Source organism: Pseudomonas graminis (assembly GCF_004364335.1).
GTDB lineage: Bacteria > Pseudomonadota > Gammaproteobacteria > Pseudomonadales > Pseudomonadaceae > Aquipseudomonas > Aquipseudomonas graminis_D.
This window is the reverse complement of sequence record NZ_SOCR01000008.1, coordinates 290,778-307,510: the sequence shown is the minus strand read 5'-3', so window position 1 is coordinate 307,510 and position 16,733 is coordinate 290,778. Positions and strand designations below refer to the sequence as shown.

The window sequence follows — 16,733 nt, the reverse complement described above, 5'->3', positions numbered from 1 at the left end:
TTGCTCCTACAGGAGATTAGCGTCCGTCGAAGATATTCGCCGCGGGCACCAAACCGATCTTCGTCAGACGCAGATGCTGGACCCGGCGCATGACTGTAGGAGCGCGCTTGCCCGCGAACGCGTTGTGTCCGCCAACATCAATGTCACAGACCCACCGCCATCGTCCGGATGCGGCTCAGACCATGCGTGCTCCTACACCGATCTATGTCCGGCGCTGGACGTCCGGCGTATGAAATATCGGTAGGAGCGTGGCTTGTCCCGCGATCTGGCGCGCAGCGGCAGCAGGTCTGCCACCGGTTTCTGCCTGATTCACCGCGTGAACCGATTCACGACCGGTTCCCGGCCGATCGCGGGACAAGCCACGCGCCTACGGGGGGATTTGTGTCAGACGCACACATCGGGCACGGCACGAAACCTGTAGGAGCGCGCTTGCCCGCGAACGCGGTGTGTCCGCCAACATCGATGTCGCAGACCCAACTCCATCGCGAACAGGCGCGCTCTAGCGTAGATTAGCCTGCGCTGTAGATTCCGGCAGAGTTCAGTACCGCCAAGGAACCCTGATCTACGCTCACAGTCGCATTAGCACATCGCAACGGCGTCCGGCAGCGCGGTGTCGCAACGGCATTGGCACAAGGAGCTTGCATGCCCGCCCAACCCCTCTTTTTTCGTGGTCGTCTGACCGTTCTCTCCATCGGTCTGTGCATGGCTGTTCTTGCTGGCTGTGAGAAAGAAGAACCTCAGGAACCGTTGCGCCCGCGCGTACAGGCGCAGCAGGTCAAGACGGCTGATTACGCCGCAGACGTGGCGCTGACCGGGGACGTGCAGGCGCGCGTGCAGACGCAGCTTTCGTTTCGCGTGGGCGGCAAGATCATTCAGCGGACGGTCGATGTCGGCGATCGGGTGTCCGCCAAGCAAGTGCTCGCCAAGCTCGACCCCAAAGACCTGCAGACCAACGTCGATTCTGCCCTCGCTGCCGTTGCCGCCGAGCAGGCGCGGGTGAAACAGACCTCCGCTGCCTTCGTGCGCCAGGAAAAGCTCCTGCCAAAGGGCTACACCAGCCGCAGTGAATATGACTCGGCGCAGGCGCAGTTGCGCGGCAGTCAGAGCGCGCTCAAAGCCGCGCAGGCGCAACTGGCCAACGCCCGTGAGCAACTGAGTTACACCGCATTGATCGCCGATGCGCCCGGCATCATTACCGCTCGGCAGGCTGAAGTAGGCCAGGTCGTGCAGCCAACAGCGCCGATCTTCAGCCTGGCCCGCGATGGCGAGCGCGATGCCGTGTTCAACGTTTACGAGTCGCTGTTCGTTAACCCGCCTACCGACCAGCCGGTCGAAGTCACGCTGCTGGACAACCCGACGGTCAAAGCGACGGGCAAGGTGCGCGAAGTCACGCCAGCCGTGTCCGCGCAGACCGGCACGCTGCAAGTGAAAATCGCACTCACCTCGCTGCCGTCGGGCATGGATCTGGGTTCGGTGGTCAGTGCCGCCCTGAGCGTACCGGCCAGGACCAGCGTCGAAGTGCCATGGTCTGCACTGACGAAAGGCTTGGGCGATCAGCTCGGCAAGCCGGCGGTGTGGGTGGTCGACGGCGACAACAAGGTCAGCCTGCGCGGCGTGACGGTCGGGCGCTACCTGACGGGCAAAGTAATCATTGTCGACGGTCTAAAGAATGGTGAAAAAGTGGTCGTTGCCGGTAACCAGTTATTGCACCCCGATATGCAGGTCGAACTCGCCGACGTGCACCCCGAGACTGCGAAGCAACCGACAGGAGCCCAGCAATGAAGCGCCTGTCGGGAATCGTGTTGGCCGGTCTGCTGTTGAGCGCCTGCAGCAAGGAAGAGCCGCCGCCGGAGCCGGTTCGGCCGGTGCTGTTCATCGAGGTGAAGCCCCAGGCGCAAGAAAGCCTGGGTCGTTTCGCCGGCAACATTGCCGCGCGCTATGAAAGCACCCTGGGCTTTCGCGTCTCGGGCCGCATCGCCCAGCGCAGTGTCGATGTGGGCGCACAGGTGAAGAAGGGCGACATGCTCGCCGTGCTCGACCCGACGGACCAACAGAACCAGGTGCGCTCGACCCAAGGCGATCTGGCCCGGGTCGAAGCGCAGTTGATCAACGCCCAGGCAAACGCCCGTCGGCAGCAAGAGCTGTTTGATCGCGGCGTTGGCGCCCAGGCCGCGCTGGATGTCGCGGTCACCGACCTGAAAACCACCCAGTCTTCCTACGATCAGGCCAAGGCCGCGATGCAACAGGCCAAGGATCAGCTGAGCTACAGCGAGCTGCGTGCCGATCACGATGCCGTCGTCACAGAATGGAAAGTCGAAGCCGGCCAGGTGGTCAGCGCAGGTGAGCAGGTGGTGACGCTGGCGCGCCCGGACATCAAAGAGGCGGTCATCGATTTGCCGGCGCAACTGAGTGATCAACTGCCCAGCGACGTGGTGTTCAAAGTTGCCAGCCAGCTGGAGCCGGAGATCAACACCACCGCGACCGTGCGAGAGCTCGAGCCCCAGGCTGAAAGCTCCACGCGCACCCGTCGCGCACGGTTGACCCTGGCGGATACGCCGGCGGCCTTCCGTTTGGGCACGGCGATCAGCGTGACCCTCAGCTCGGCGATCAAACCGCGCATCGAGCTGCCCGCCACCTCCCTGCAAGACGTCGATGGCAAGACCCAGATCTGGGTCATCGACATGCAGAACCAGACGGTTTCCCCACGCGTCGTCACGGTCGTCAGCCGCAGTGATGATTCAGTGGTACTGGCCGGTGGCGTCAGCAACGGCGATCGTGTTGTGACAGCCGGGGTCAACAGCCTCAAACCGGGGCAGAAAATCAAAGTCGATAAGGAAAGCCCGCGATGAAAGGGACGTTCAACCTCTCCGATTGGGCGATCAAGCATCAGTCTTTCGTTTGGTACCTGATGTTCGTCGGCCTGCTGATGGGCGTGTTTTCCTACATGAACCTGGGCCGCGAAGAAGACCCTTCGTTCACCATCAAGACCATGGTCATACAAACCCGCTGGCCGGGCGCGACCGTGGATGAAACCCTGGAGCAGGTCACCGACCGCATCGAGAAAAAGCTCGAAGAACTCGACTCCCTCGACTATGTGAAGAGCTACACCCGGCCGGGCGAGTCCACTGTTATGGTTTACCTGCGGGATACCACTAGCGCTGAGGCCATTCCTGAGATCTGGTACCAGGTGCGCAAGAAGATCGACGACATTCGCGGGCAGTTCCCCCAAGGTATTCAAGGCCCGGCATTCAATGACGAGTTCGGCGACGTTTACGGTTCGATCTACGCGTTCACCTCCGACGGCCTGACCCTGCGTCAGTTGCGCGACTACGTGGAGCAAGTGCGCGTCCAGATCCGCGACGTGCCAGGTCTGGGCAAAGTCGAAATGATCGGCGAGCAGGACGAAGTGCTGTACCTGAACTTCTCCACCCGCAAGCTGGCGGCCCTGGGGCTGGATCAGCGTCAAGTCGTGCAGAGTCTTCAATCGCAAAATACCGTCACGCCCGCCGGGGTCATCGAGGCCGGTCCGGAGCGCATTTCCGTGCGCACTTCCGGCCAGTTCGCGTCGGAGAAAGACCTCGAAAACGTCAACCTGCGCCTCAACGATCGCTTCTATCGCTTGAGCGACATCGCCGAAATCACCCGCGGCTACGTCGATCCGCCCAAACCTCTGTTCCGCTTCGACGGCAAGCCTGCCATCGGCCTGGCCATCGCCATGAAGAAAGGCGGTAACGTTCAGGCGTTCGGCAAGCAGTTGCACGAGCGTATGACCGCCGCGACCGCCGAGCTACCGATCGGCGTCGGCGTGAATGTGGTTTCCGATCAGGCGCAGGTGGTCGAGAAAGCCGTCGGTGGCTTCACCAGCGCGCTGTTCGAGGCGGTGGTGATCGTGTTGATCGTCAGCTTTATCAGCCTCGGCATGCGTGCAGGTCTTGTGGTCGCCTGCTCGATCCCGCTGGTGCTGGCGATGGTCTTTGTGTTCATGGAATACAGCGGCATCACCATGCAGCGTATTTCCCTGGGCGCCCTGATCATCGCCCTCGGCTTACTGGTGGACGACGCAATGATTACGGTGGAGATGATGGTGTCTCGCCTCGAAAAAGGCGATACCAAAGCCCAGGCCGCGACCTACGCCTACACCTCGACGGCCTTCCCGATGCTCACCGGTACGCTGGTGACCGTCGCGGGTTTCGTGCCGATCGGCCTTAACGCCAGCTCGGCAGGGGAATACACTTTTACGCTGTTTGCGGTGATTGCCGTCGCCATGCTGGTGTCGTGGGTTGTTGCCGTGCTGTTCGCGCCGGTGATCGGCGTGCACATCCTCAGCGAAAACGTGAAAAAGCACGACGAGAACGCCAAGCCCGGACGCATCGCGCGGGCTTTCAACGGCTCGATGTTCTGGGCCATGCGTCATCGCTGGCTGACCATCATCATCACGATCCTGCTGTTCGCCACTTCGCTGTTCTGCATGCGTTTCGTGCAGAACCAGTTCTTCCCGTCATCGGACCGTCCCGAGATTCTGGTCGACCTCAACCTGCCGCAGAACGCGTCGATCAACGAGACCCGCCGCGCGGTGGACAAGCTCGAGGCGACCCTCAAGGACGATCCGGATATCGTCAGCTGGAGCACCTACATCGGCGAAGGTGCGGTGCGGTTCTATCTGCCGCTGGATCAGCAGCTGGAGAACCCGTACTACGCGCAGTTGGTGATCGTCAGCAAAGGGCTGGAAGAGCGCGGCGCGTTGACCGAGCGCTTGCAAAAACGCCTGCGTGATGACTTCGTCGGCATCGGCACCTACGTTCAGGCGCTGGAAATGGGGCCACCGGTGGGGCGTCCGATTCAGTACAGGGTCAGTGGCGAGAACATTGACGAAGTACGCCAGCACGCCATCGAGCTCGCCACGCTGCTCGACAAGAATCAGCACATTGGCGAGATGATTTACGACTGGAACGAGCCCGGCAAAGTCCTGCGCATCGACATCAATCAGGACAAGGCGCGGCAATTAGGGCTGTCGTCCGAGGACGTTGCACAGCTGATGAACAGCATCGTCACGGGCTCTGCGGTGACCCAGGTGCGTGATGACATCTACCTGATCAACGTCGTCGGTCGCGCAGTGGATTCCGAACGCGGATCGCCGGAAACCCTGCAGAACCTGCAGATCGTCACGCCGCAAGGTACGTCGATTCCGCTGCTGGCATTCGCCAACGTGCGCTATGAACTGGAACAGCCGCTGGTGTGGCGTCGCGATCGTAAACCGACGATCACGCTCAAGGCCGCCGTCAGCGATGACATGCAGCCGACTGACCTGGTCAAGGAGCTCAAGCCCGAAATCGACAAGTTCGCCGCCGGTTTGCCGGTGGGTTACAAGGTCGCCACGGGCGGTACGGTGGAAGAGAGCGGCAAGGCCCAAGGGCCTATCGCCAAGGTCGTGCCGTTGATGATCTTCCTCATGGCGACCTTCCTGATGATCCAGCTGCACAGCGTGCAGAAGATGTTCATCGTCGCCAGTGTCGCGCCGTTGGGATTGATCGGCGTGGTCCTGGCGCTGGTGCCGACCGGAACGCCGATGGGCTTTGTGGCGATCCTCGGCATTCTGGCGCTGATCGGCATTATCATCCGCAACTCGGTGATTCTGGTGACGCAGATTCATGAGTATGAAGTGGCCGGCTATCTGCCGTGGGACGCAGTGGCGGAAGCGACCGAGCACCGTCGTCGTCCTATCCTGCTGACGGCTGCGGCGGCGAGCCTGGGCATGATTCCCATTGCGCGCGAAGTGTTCTGGGGGCCGATGGCTTACGCGATGATCGGCGGGATTATTATCGCGACCTTGCTGACGTTGCTGTTTCTGCCGGCGCTGTACGTGGCTTGGTACAAGATCAAGGAGCCAAGCGACGAGGAGCGGCGCAACCATCAGGAACGCCAACAGCAAGAGCAACATCGCCGTGATGACGAGACGGATGACGGAGCGCCCTCTTCCGCGCATTGATGCATTGACTTAAAGCGCAAGCGACCTGGTCCCATTGAGGCAATGCACGCACCAGATGGGACCGCCTTTAGCCGGGAGGGCGTTAAACGTCACACCTCAACACTTCGGGCTTTTATGGATGTTGATGCCAGCACGCGTGCTACTCGATGAGTTGGAAATTCCTGAAATGCACTGTCCCTGCCTGAACTTTTAATCTTTCCGGGTCGGAGGCGGTAAAGAACTGAACGGTCACCATAGTGGCAGGGGTCGGTTTGCGGTTGATCGGGAACGTGACTGTCCGCCACTCATTGGTCGCTCCCCAAATGTCGCCGAACCCTTGGGCTTCTCCGGCCGCATAGACCACTATTCCAAAACCGAATACCACGAGATCGTCGGGTTTTACGACTTCGCCAGCCCGGACCTCGAACGTCAGCGTTGTGGGTTTATAAGTGCCTTGCGGGGTGGTCTGGGACAGGTCTGCTGCCTTGATCAGCTGGATGTAGGGTCCCTCGTCGTCTGTCTTGATCGTCCAGCTTGCCTCGCCGGTCGTACTGGTCCAGGGCGCAAGTTCGCCGGTCTGGAAGTCGCCATTTTCCAAAATGTTTTTCATCGTCATTCCCTTGCTTGCTTGAGGTTAGCGGCAGGTGCTGACGCAGCACTTGAACCGTCATTCACGCCGATGGCGCGGGCTCAGTGTGGGCTTGAGGAATGGGGCGGGCTACTGTCAGAAGTGACAGTCCAGTCAGCCATTCGAACGTGGACGATGGCGAGTCGTCAGATTTTGCGCCAGACACTCGCCAGCCAGGGTTGCTGGTCCCTCGGCAATCCCGGCGGCCGGTAGTAATGCTCGACTTCGCTGAACCCGGCTTCGGTCAGCAGTACGGCCCATGACGCCAGGTCATGAAAGGCGCCGTAGCGCTCGCCCTTCCAACCTTCCTGATTGTCGCCTCGGGGATTGGAACTGAACAACACGCCGCCGAGCTTCAACGCGGCGTGCAGTTCACGCAGCACCCTCGGCAATTCCTGACGCGGCACGTGAAACAGCGAGGCATTGGCGAAGATGCCGTCGAAACGTTCTGCGGGCAGATCAAGTTCAAGGAAATTCTGATGAAGCACGACGCAGCCGCTGTCGGCACGGGCCATCTCGGCGAAGCGTTCGGAGCCATCCAGGCCGGTGGCAATGTGACCCATGGCGGTGAACGTCTGCAGGTCACGGCCTGGCCCGCAGCCGAAATCGAGAATCTGAAACGGCGCCGGGCCAGCGATATTGCGCAGCAGCGCATCAATGTTCTGGCTCACATCATGGTCGCGGGTCCCTTCGCGAAAGCCCTCGGCGACCTCGTTGTAATTGCCGAGGGTAGTGGCCGTGATCTGGGCGAGGTCTTCTGAGTCGAGTTTCATGGGGCGAGTGTCTGGTCGAATAAGGCCGCCAATATACCCCGCTCACGAGTTGGGATCTCCTGGCGGGACTGCATGCGGTTGGTAGGACCGGCTTCAGCCGGGAAGAGGCCTGTGTAGATACCCTCAATTCGGCGGCATGATGCCTGACGCGATCGGTCAGTAGGACCGGCTTCAGCCGGGAAAAGGCCCGTGTCAGCACCATCAATTTTGCAGTGTGACACCTGACGCCTTCCCGGCTAAAGCCAGTCCTATGGGTGGCTTCCTCTGATCACCGCTTGTTCAGCCGCAACGCCAATCGGTCACCGCCCAGCTGAATCGCCGCCACCAATATCACCAGCAACACGATCACGGTGAGCATCACTTGCGTGTCAAACCGCTGATAGCCATACCGGTAAGCAATGTCTCCCAACCCGCCAGCACCAATCGCGCCGGCCATGGCCGATGAATTGATCATCGTCACGATGGTGATGGTAAATCCGCCGACGATGCCCGGCAGCGCTTCGGGCAACAGCACGTGCCAGACGATGTGCCAGCGTCGGCAACCCATCGCTTGTGCTGCTTCAATCAAGCCATGGTCGACTTCACGCAGGCTCACTTCCGCAATGCGCGCGAAGAATGGCGTCGACGCAATGGTCAGCGGCACCACCGCCGCCCACACGCCATAGGTCGTGCCGACGATCAGCCGCGTGAACGGGATCAGCGCGACCATCAGAATCAGGAACGGCACCGAACGGAAAATATTCACGAACGCGCCCAGCACCCGGTTCACGTTGGGTGCTTCAAAGATGCCGCCCTTTCCGCTGGTGACCAGAATCACCGCCAGCGGGATGCCCAGTATCAATGCGATCAGCGACGACACGCCCACCATCAGAAAGGTGTCGATGACGCCCTGCCAGAGACGATCAAGCCACATAACCCAGTACCTCCGCTTGCTGCGCGTGTTTGCGGGCGCGATTGAGCAGTTCTTCCGCCGACAACGGCGAATGACTCACCGCCAGCAGCAGGTGTCCGAGCGCATGCCCTTGAATGCGTTCGACGCCGCCATGCAGCAGGCTCACTCGCCCGCCAAAGGCATTGAACAACGCTGAAAGGTCAGGCTCTTTGCCGTCGCTACCGGTGAATTGCAGATCCAGCACCACGCTGGCGTGAAGCTCGGAAGCGTGCGGCTGTAGACGCGCCTGCACATCCTCCGGCAGGGCATGTTGCAGCGGCGCCAGCAGCGTCTTGCTCACCTCATGCTGTGGGTTGCCGAACACCTGCCAGACCGGGCCTTGCTCGACGACTTCACCTTTTTCCAACACCACCACGCGGTCACAGATTTCCCGGATCACGGCCATCTCGTGGGTGATCAAAATGATCGTCAGGCCCAGACGCTGGTTGATCTCGCGCAGCAGGCCGAGAATCGATTGCGTGGTCTCCGGATCGAGGGCGGAAGTCGCCTCATCGCACAGCAGAATCGCCGGATCATGCACCAACGCCCGGGCAATGCCGACACGCTGCTTCTGCCCGCCCGATAACTGCGCCGGATACGCCTCGTGCTTGCCTTCCAGCCCCACCAACGCCAGCAACTCGGCGACTTTGCGCTGACGCTGCGCCTTCGGCACGCCCGCGACCTTGAGCGGCAACTCGACGTTCTGCCACACGGTTTTGGCCGACATCAGATTGAAGTGCTGGAAGATCATGCCGATGCGTCGACGCAGCGCCACCAGCGTGTCTTCGTTGAAGTCGCCGATGTCCACCTGATCGATCAGCACGCGCCCGCTGCTGGGTTTTTCCAGACGATTGATGGTGCGGATCAGCGACGACTTGCCGGCGCCGCTGCGGCCGATGATGCCGAACACCTCACCGCGCTGGATATCCAGATCGATGCCCTGAAGTGCCGGCACCGGCCCTTGCGGACCTTCATAGACCTTACCCAGGTTGAGGAAGCGCACATGGGCGCGCTGCTTTTCCGGGTGCAGTTCTGCTTGTTCGGCGGCATCTGGGGCAGCAGCCTCAAGTCCTAAAGCGCGTTGCGCGGATGCAGTCATGATCAGTTCTTCCAGCCGACCTGATACAGCGAGCCGTTGACCTTATCCAGCGAGGCGCGCACGACCGGCGAGTGTTGGTAGATGTCGATGAACCTGGCCAGACGCGGGTCATCCTTGTGATCCGGTTTGATGACGAACTGAATGACGTATTCCGGATGGTCGAGCCCGTCGAACAGGATCGCCGAGCTGGCATCGAAGGTCTTCGACAAACGAATGTAGGCCGGGTAGCCCTGCACCAGATCGGCATCGTCATAGGCGCGCACCAGTTGCACGGCTTCGACCTGGATCAATTTGATCTTCTTCGGGTTGGCGGTGATGTCGTCTTCGGTAGCCTTGTAACCCACGCCCGGTTTCAACGTAATCAGGCCGGCCTTGGCCAACAGTTGCAGGCCGCGACCGCTGTTGATCGGGTCGTTGGCGATTGCGACGGTGGCGCCGGTTGGCAGCTCATCGAAGCTTTTGTACTTCTTCGAATACAACCCGACGTTGTTGATGATGCCCGGCGCGTAGGGCTCCAGATCAAAGCCCGACGCGGCTTTGGCGTTTTCCAGAAACGGGATGTGCTGGAAATAATTCACGTCGATATCGCCAGCGTTGAGGCTGACGTTGGGCGCGATCCAGTCGGTGAATTCCACCAGCTCGACCTTCAGGCCTTGTTTCTCGGCTTCGGCGACGGCGGCTTCCAGCGGGATGGCGAAGGCGGCGGTGGTGCCGACTTTGAGCGGTTGATCAGCGGCGTGGGTGACGCCGGCAAACAGACCCAGGGACAGCGCGAGGGTGAGGAGGGTTTTGGTCATGGCGGGTAATCCGGGTCAGTGGTCTGGTTTGAATGGGTGAGCGATGGGGAAATCTTTGTAGGAGCGCGCTTGCCCGCGATTGCAGTGTGTCAGTGGCTGCATTCGGTTCTGGCCCACCGCGTTCGCGGGCAAGCGCGCTCCTACAGGTTGGTCTGTGTTCTATAGCTCGCCCCCGCGTGCCGTTCCGGCAATCGCGCGTCACCTTCAAACAGCTTCTCGCGCAAGGTGCCGTGCTCGTAGGCGGTTTTGTATGAGCCGCGCCGTTGCAGTTCCGGGATGACCAGATCGATGAAATCCTCGTAGCTTTCCGGAGTCACGATGCGAGTGAGGTTGAAGCCGTCCAGACCGGTTTCGGCGATCCACGATTCCAGCGCGTCGGCGACCTGCTCGGGCGAGCCGATCAGCGTGATGTAACGGCCACCCAGGGCGTGTTGATCGAGCAGCCTTTGGCGGGTCCAGTCGTTGTTCTTGAGGATCTTCGTCGCTGACTGAATGGCGTTGCCTTTCACATGCTGGATGGGCTCGTCGAGCGCGTAGTCGGCGAAGTCAATGCCGGTGGACGCGGCAAAATGTGCAAGCCCTGCCTCGGCGCTGGCATAGTTGAGGTACTCCGCATGCTTGGCCCGCGCCGCTTCTTCGGTGGCGCCGACGATGACGTTGAGGCCCATGAACACCTTGATGTCATCGAGGTTGCGCCCGGCGGCCACGGCACTGGCGCGAACCTTGTCGACCTGCTCGCGGGTCGCGGGCTTGTTCTGCGCGCTGATGAACACGCACTCGGCGTTGCTGCCGGCAAACTGCAAACCGCGCTCGGAACTGCCCGCCTGAAACAACACCGGCGTGCGCTGCGGCGACGGCTCGCACAGGTGATAACCCTCCACCTGATAGAACTCGCCGCTGTGTCGTACGTAGTGGACTTTTTCCGGCTGGGCATAGATGCGCGCCTGACGGTCCTCGATCACTGCGTCGTCCTCCCAGCTGCCTTCCCACAGCTTGTACAAAACCTCCAGGTACTCATCGGCCTGGTCGTAGCGGCGGTCGTGTTCGATCTGCTCGGTCAGGCCCATCGCCCGCGCGGCGCTGTCCAGATACCCGGTGACGATGTTCCAGCCCACGCGTCCGCGGGTCAGGTGATCCAGCGTCGACATGCGCCGGGCGAACAGATAAGGCGCCTCGTACGTGAGGTTGGCAGTCAGGCCGAAGCCGAGGTTTTTGGTGACGGCGGCCATGGCCGATACCAGCAGCAACGGATCATTCACCGGCAACTGGATCGATTCCTTCAACGTGACGTCCACCGACTTCTGATAGACGTCATAGACCCCGACGATGTCCGCGATGAACAAGCCGTCGAACAGCCCGCGCTCCAGCAACTGCGCCAGATCGGTCCAGTATTCGAGGGTCTTGTACTGGGTGGACGTGTCCCGGGGGTGCGTCCAGAAACCGTGATTGATGTGGCCGATGCAGTTCATGTTGAACGCATTGAGCAGGATCTTTTTCTTGCTCATCAGATCGTCCCCCGGCGTGGCGGGTTGACGTCATTGAGGTAGTAATTGCCGATGGCGTGGTATTTCCAGCGCACCGGGTCGTGCAGCGTGTGCACCCGTGCGTTGCGCCAGTGGCGGTCAAGGCCGTGCTCCGCCAGCGTGGCTTGGGAACCGGCGAGCTCGAACAAGGTGCTGCCGGCTTCCAATGAAATTTCTGTGCTGATCGCCCGCGCTTCCGCGACCGCAATCGATGCCTGGGCCAGACTTTCGGGCGTGATCTCGGCCTGCGCCCGATCAAGGAACTCGCCCGAACGTTCGAGCAATGCTTCGGCGGCGTGCAGACGAATGCCGAGTTTGCCAAAGCTGTGCAGTGTCAGCGGGTCATCGACAGCTTTTTCGATGCCGGAGTCGATCCACGGCCGCGTCCGGGTGCGCACGAAATGCAGCGCGTCTTCAAAGGCCGCGCGGGCGATCCCGGTGTCGATGGCCGCATGGAGGATCTGCGCCAGCGGGCCGACGGTGGTCGGCCGCTCGAACGCCGTCTGGAACGGCACCACGTCATCGGCCTCGACATACACGTTATCGAACACCACCGAGCCGCTGCCGGTGGTGCGCTGACCGAAGCCGCTCCAGTCGTCGATTACGCTCAGCCCCGCTGCGTTGGCTGGTACAAACGCCAGCTGCTGCACGCCGTTGTCATCAACCACCGAGGTCGGTATGCGTTGGGCGTAAAGGGCGCCGGTGGCGTAGAACTTGCGGCCGTTGATGCGCCAGCCTTTGCCGTCGCGGCTCAGGCGGCTGGTGCGGTCGTGGGCGGTTTTGGTGCCCAGTTCGGCCAGCGCGTTACCGAAGCGCTGGCCGGCGAGGACCTCGGCGTACAGTCGTGCCTGCTGCGCCGGGCTGCCGTTTACCCGCAGGACCTCCAGGGCGTAAAAGTGGTTTTGCGGAATCTGCCCCAACGAGGCGTCGGCGGCAGAGATGATCCGAATGACGTCGGCCAGGGTGACGTTGGACACGCCAGCGCCGCCAAAGGCCTTGGGTATGCTGATGCCCCACAGTCCCGAGCGGGAAAACGTTTCCAGTTCCTGATGCGGCAGGCGCCGTTCGCGATCACGTGTGGCGCTCTGTTGTTTGAAATCTTCCGCCAGCGTGCGGGCGATGCGCAGCGCTTCGGCGTCGTCACGAATGATCGCGGTCACGGCGGTCGCCTGCGTGCCACGCGGCAAGGTTTGAAGGCTCATAGGTGTGCTTCCAGTGGTCTGGTTATATCCAGGAATGACGGGCAGGCAGGGCGCCGTTCAGGTGCCAGGCGCCGACGGCGTGGACCTTCCAGCGCACCGGATCGTGGAGGGTGTGAACCCGCGCGTTGCGCCAGTGACGATCCAGATTGAATTCGGCCAGCGTCGCGCGACTGCCCGAGAGCTCGAACAGTTTTTCACTGGCGAGGAGGGCGATCTGTGTGGTCAGCACCTTGGCTTCGGCGACCACGATGGACGCCCGCGCCGCTGATTGTTCGTCGACGGGCACGGCGGCAATTTCATCCAGCACGCGCCCGGCCTTTCGCAACAGCGCTTCGGCGGCGTGCAGCTCGAGTTTCAGCTTGCCGATGTCGGCTATCACATACGGATCGTCACCTGCACGCTCGACATTGGCGTCGATCCACGGCCGTGAACGTTCGCGCACGAAGCGAATGCTTTCGTCGATGGCTTCCCGTGCAATGCCCGCATCGATGGCCGCCTGAATCAGCTGCGACACCGCGCCCTGAATGTTTGGCGCCAGGCCCAGCTTCCAGTTATCGACGACGAGTTCGCCACTCATACGCACGTTTTCCAGCAGCACGCTGCCGCTGGCGGTGGTGCGCTGACCGAAGCCGGACCAATCGTCGATGATGTGCAGCCCCGGCGTCCCGCGTGGCACGAACACCAGCACCTGTTTGCCGTCGTCATTGATGGCCTTGACCGCCACCCAGTGGGCAAACAACGCGCCTGTCGAGTAGAACTTGCGGCCGTTGAGCAAAAACTGATCACCGTCTGCGGTTATCCGCGTTCTCACGTCGAGGGTGTTTTTGGTCCCGCGCTCGGGGCCGCCGTTGCCGATGCGTGCGCCGCCGAGAACGCTGGCGAACAGGGTTTCTTTCTGCGCCTCGGTGGCGCTGCCGATCAGCGAATTGAGAATCCCGAAGTGGTTTTGCGGAATCTGGCCCACGGCAGGATCAGCTGCCGACAGGATGGCGAAAACCTCTGCCACGGTGACGAATGACACCTGCGGTCCGCCGTATGCGCGCGGTACCGAGATGCTGCCCAGGCCGCTGCGGCTAAACAGCTCGATTTCCGACCAGGGCAGTTGCCGCTCGCGGTCTCGCGTGGCGGCATGGGTGCGTACGACGGCGGCCAGCTCATGGGCCGCTGCAATGGCTTCGGCGTCATTGCGCAATATGGCTGCACGGAGCAGGGGAGGAGCCACGTCCAGGGTGTGCTGGACAGAAGGGGCGCTCAGATCAGTCATGGTGGTGACCTTCACGAGCGCGAGCACTGGGATCATTGTGCTGAACCATTCGAACCTCGAATCAATACCGCGGTGGCGGCGAGCAAATTGACGGTGGTCCGGTGGTCCGGTGCATATACCCTAAGCGTGTATAAAAATTAAATAAACTCACATTTAGGAATAAGCATAGAAGGCGAAATGGCGGCTGCTGTCGCCAGCGCCGTGGCTTGCGTGTAGGTCAGGCATGAACCGAAGGCCAGCGCCAGAATCATGTACTTGACGATATGTCTGCAGGGCATGGCGAACACCTCGTGAAGGCTTTCACCGCAGGCTAGCAGCCTGTTTCCGCGCGGGTAGGGGGAAAGCTGTAGGACGCAGTTGCAGATGATGTGGGAGGTTTCTTCTCCGTTGCCGATCTGTGGAATTGTTCACGTTTGCAGGATGCCAGATGGCGAGGCGTAGACGTGTCGCAGCGCGAAGGGGGTACGCCGCGACAGCATCCTGGACAGGTCCGATATCAAGCTTCGGTTCCATCGGTCATGTCGGCCGATACCTTGATCAGCCGCGCCGGAGCCCAGCGGGAGTTGTTGCCGACCCGGTCAATGATGCAGTAGCTCACCTCCAGATGGGGATCATCGCCGGCCTCGCGCACCAACTCCGCCGGTACGTCGACAACGATGGGCTGGCCGACGTCGTCCTGGGTCAGCGCTGGCAAATCCAGACGCATGTCGCCCCAGCGCAAGGTGATTTCATCGTAGGCATCCATGTTGGGATAAGCGTCGAGGGTGAGTTGAACGCCCTCTTCGAAGTGGCGCTCGGTCAAACCGTCCTGCATGACCGACTCGGCGAACGTCACCGGCGCCAGTCCCTGATTCTCATCACCGTCGCCGCTGACCAATTGACCGCCTGGAGTCTCCAGTTTGACCCACAGCTTGGCGCCAGGAGACTTGACGGGTTCGCTGCCAATTTTCGTGACGCGATAGTAGGTTTTAACTTTTCCGCTACGAAGAAAACTTTCGGGTACGTGTAGGACGGATGTATGCCCGATGTCGGACTCCGATAAAAGTTTTGACGCGGCATAACAGCCTCCCCAAAACAATTCGATCAAGTCACCGCAATCCATCTCTGGCCAGGGATCAATGTGGACCTGCAGATCAGCCGCCGCCAGGGCGCCAATCCCGTGCTTGTTGGACTGCGGAATATACGGGGCCATCAACTTGAAAGACTGAGTCATTACAGGGGTATGGATCATCTTTTAATACTCTTCGAATGTGTGCCTGGGTCAAGGCAAGTCAGGTGGTTGATTCATCGCGACTGCAACGTGGAAACGACTGGCACTAGTACACGTCGAGATGCGCAGGCATGGCAAACATTACAAATGGTGGCAATTAGTGAATTGCTGTTTTGGAAAGGAAGTAAACAGCTGAGCGATTTCAGCTAATTGTGTTGCGGTGTTTGTGTCAACGGCATTTAAGTGTTTAAAGTCTGTGTGAAGCAAATGCAGAACATTCCTACACTCGGGCGTTGCTTATGAGGAGGGGGTTGCGACTGTGGTCCTACTTGGGCCGGCGGGCGCACCACCTTCCACGGTCAGCACGCGGATGAAAAGTGTCAACGGCAGTTATTTACGGGCGCAGAAATGGTCAATCAACGTTGCGGGGAAGCGGGGAGAGTGAGCGTTGTTCGTATAGAAAAAATAGATAGATGGATGACGGTTAGCCGGCGTCGAAACAGTGGGACTTTTAGTGGATCAACACTTATCTAAATATGAACGACAAAGAAAACGGCGCCTGTTGGCGCCGTTTTGAACACATATCGTGTCGGACTAATTTCTGCTGCGCTCAAGAAACTGTCTTGTGCGCTCTTCTTTGGGGTGGGCAAACAGCTCTTTCGCTTCACCCTGCTCAACGATGACGCCCTTGTCGATGAAGATCACCCGGTTGGCGACGTCCCGCGCGAAGCTCATCTCGTGGGTCACGATCACCATCGTGCGTTTCTCCAGCGCCAGAGCGTGGATCGTATTGAGCACCTCGCCCACCAGCTCGGGATCGAGCGCCGACGTCGGTTCATCGAACAGAATGACTTCAGGTTCCATGGCCAGGGCACGGGCAATCGCCACGCGCTGTTGTTGGCCGCCGGACAGACGACGCGGATAAGCGTCCTCTTTACCCGCAAGGCCGACTTTCGCCAACAGCGCACGGCCCAGCTCGATGGCCTGCTCGCGGGGCATCTTCTTGACCACGGTCGGGCCTTCGATGACGTTTTCCAGCGCGGTGCGATGGGGGAACAGATTGAAGTTCTGGAAGACAAACCCGACATGCTGGCGCAGCTGCCGGATCAGACCCTGCTGCTGGCTCAGCGGACGGCTCAAATCGACTTTGATGTCGCCCACGACAATGCTGCCGCTCGTAGGCACTTCCAGCAGGTTCAGGCAGCGCAACAGCGTGGTTTTACCCGATCCGCTGGGGCCAATGATTGCCACCACTTCGCCAGGCTCGACCTTAAGGTCAATGCCTTTGAGTACTTCGTTGCCTTTGAATTGCTTGGTCAGTTTTTCAACCGTGATCATGCC

The 16,733-nt window shown here is 60.6% G+C and carries 13 protein-coding genes; 3 read left to right on the top strand and 10 right to left on the bottom strand.

Annotation, left to right across the window (positions count from 1 at the left end; genetic code table 11):
• Positions 1–702: 702 nt before the first annotated feature.
• The 3 genes from EC919_RS17450 to EC919_RS17440 are packed head-to-tail and all read left to right on the top strand — an operon-like array spanning position 703 to position 5,986.
• Complete coding sequence (locus tag EC919_RS17450; RefSeq protein ID WP_133775717.1) at positions 703–1,782, top strand: efflux RND transporter periplasmic adaptor subunit; 1,080 nt, start codon at positions 703–705, stop codon at positions 1,780–1,782.
• Complete coding sequence (locus tag EC919_RS17445; RefSeq protein WP_133775659.1) at positions 1,779–2,849, top strand: efflux RND transporter periplasmic adaptor subunit; 1,071 nt, start codon at positions 1,779–1,781, stop codon at positions 2,847–2,849. Before EC919_RS17450 ends, EC919_RS17445 begins: the two co-directional genes overlap by 4 nt.
• A complete protein-coding gene (locus EC919_RS17440) occupies positions 2,846–5,986 on the top strand; it encodes an efflux RND transporter permease subunit (protein WP_133775658.1) in 3,141 nt (1,046 codons plus the stop codon). The genes EC919_RS17445 and EC919_RS17440 overlap by 4 nt, the downstream gene beginning before the upstream one ends.
• Positions 5,987–6,125: 139 nt before the next feature.
• On the opposite strand, the gene EC919_RS17435 is transcribed toward EC919_RS17440, so the two are convergent.
• The 10 genes from EC919_RS17435 to tcyN form a co-directional block, all read right to left on the bottom strand.
• The gene (locus tag EC919_RS17435; protein ID WP_133775657.1) at positions 6,126–6,575 is read right to left on the bottom strand and encodes a hypothetical protein; all 450 of its coding nucleotides are present in this window, start codon (positions 6,573–6,575) and stop codon (positions 6,126–6,128) included.
• Positions 6,576–6,739: 164 nt separating this feature from the next.
• Positions 6,740–7,366: a class I SAM-dependent methyltransferase gene (locus EC919_RS17430; RefSeq protein ID WP_133775656.1), complete on the bottom strand. Its 627-nt coding sequence runs from the start codon at positions 7,364–7,366 to the stop codon at positions 6,740–6,742.
• Positions 7,367–7,634: 268 nt separating this feature from the next.
• Positions 7,635–8,279, bottom strand: a complete 645-nt coding sequence (locus EC919_RS17425) for a methionine ABC transporter permease (RefSeq protein WP_133775655.1) — start codon at positions 8,277–8,279, stop codon at positions 7,635–7,637.
• A complete protein-coding gene (locus tag EC919_RS17420; protein ID WP_133775654.1) occupies positions 8,269–9,396 on the bottom strand; it encodes a methionine ABC transporter ATP-binding protein in 1,128 nt (375 codons plus the stop codon). Before EC919_RS17420 ends, EC919_RS17425 begins: the two co-directional genes overlap by 11 nt.
• Positions 9,397–9,398: 2 nt before the next feature.
• Entirely contained in the window at positions 9,399–10,193 is a 795-nt protein-coding gene (locus tag EC919_RS17415; protein WP_133775653.1) for a MetQ/NlpA family ABC transporter substrate-binding protein, read from the bottom strand.
• A gap of 140 nt (positions 10,194–10,333) precedes the next feature.
• Entirely contained in the window at positions 10,334–11,698 is a 1,365-nt protein-coding gene (locus EC919_RS17410) for an LLM class flavin-dependent oxidoreductase (protein WP_133775652.1), read from the bottom strand.
• The gene (locus tag EC919_RS17405) at positions 11,698–12,903 is read right to left on the bottom strand and encodes an SfnB family sulfur acquisition oxidoreductase (protein WP_432213830.1); all 1,206 of its coding nucleotides are present in this window, start codon (positions 12,901–12,903) and stop codon (positions 11,698–11,700) included. The genes EC919_RS17410 and EC919_RS17405 overlap by 1 nt, the downstream gene beginning before the upstream one ends.
• A 37-nt stretch (positions 12,904–12,940) precedes the next feature.
• Positions 12,941–14,182 (bottom strand): SfnB family sulfur acquisition oxidoreductase, encoded by a 1,242-nt coding sequence (locus EC919_RS17400; protein WP_133775650.1) that lies wholly within the window; start codon positions 14,180–14,182, stop codon positions 12,941–12,943.
• Positions 14,183–14,678: 496 nt separating this feature from the next.
• A complete protein-coding gene (locus EC919_RS17395; RefSeq protein WP_133775649.1) occupies positions 14,679–15,413 on the bottom strand; it encodes a hypothetical protein in 735 nt (244 codons plus the stop codon).
• Between the two features lie 573 nt (positions 15,414–15,986).
• Complete coding sequence (gene tcyN / locus EC919_RS17390; protein WP_133775648.1) at positions 15,987–16,730, bottom strand: L-cystine ABC transporter ATP-binding protein TcyN; 744 nt, start codon at positions 16,728–16,730, stop codon at positions 15,987–15,989.
• Positions 16,731–16,733 lie beyond the last annotated feature (3 nt).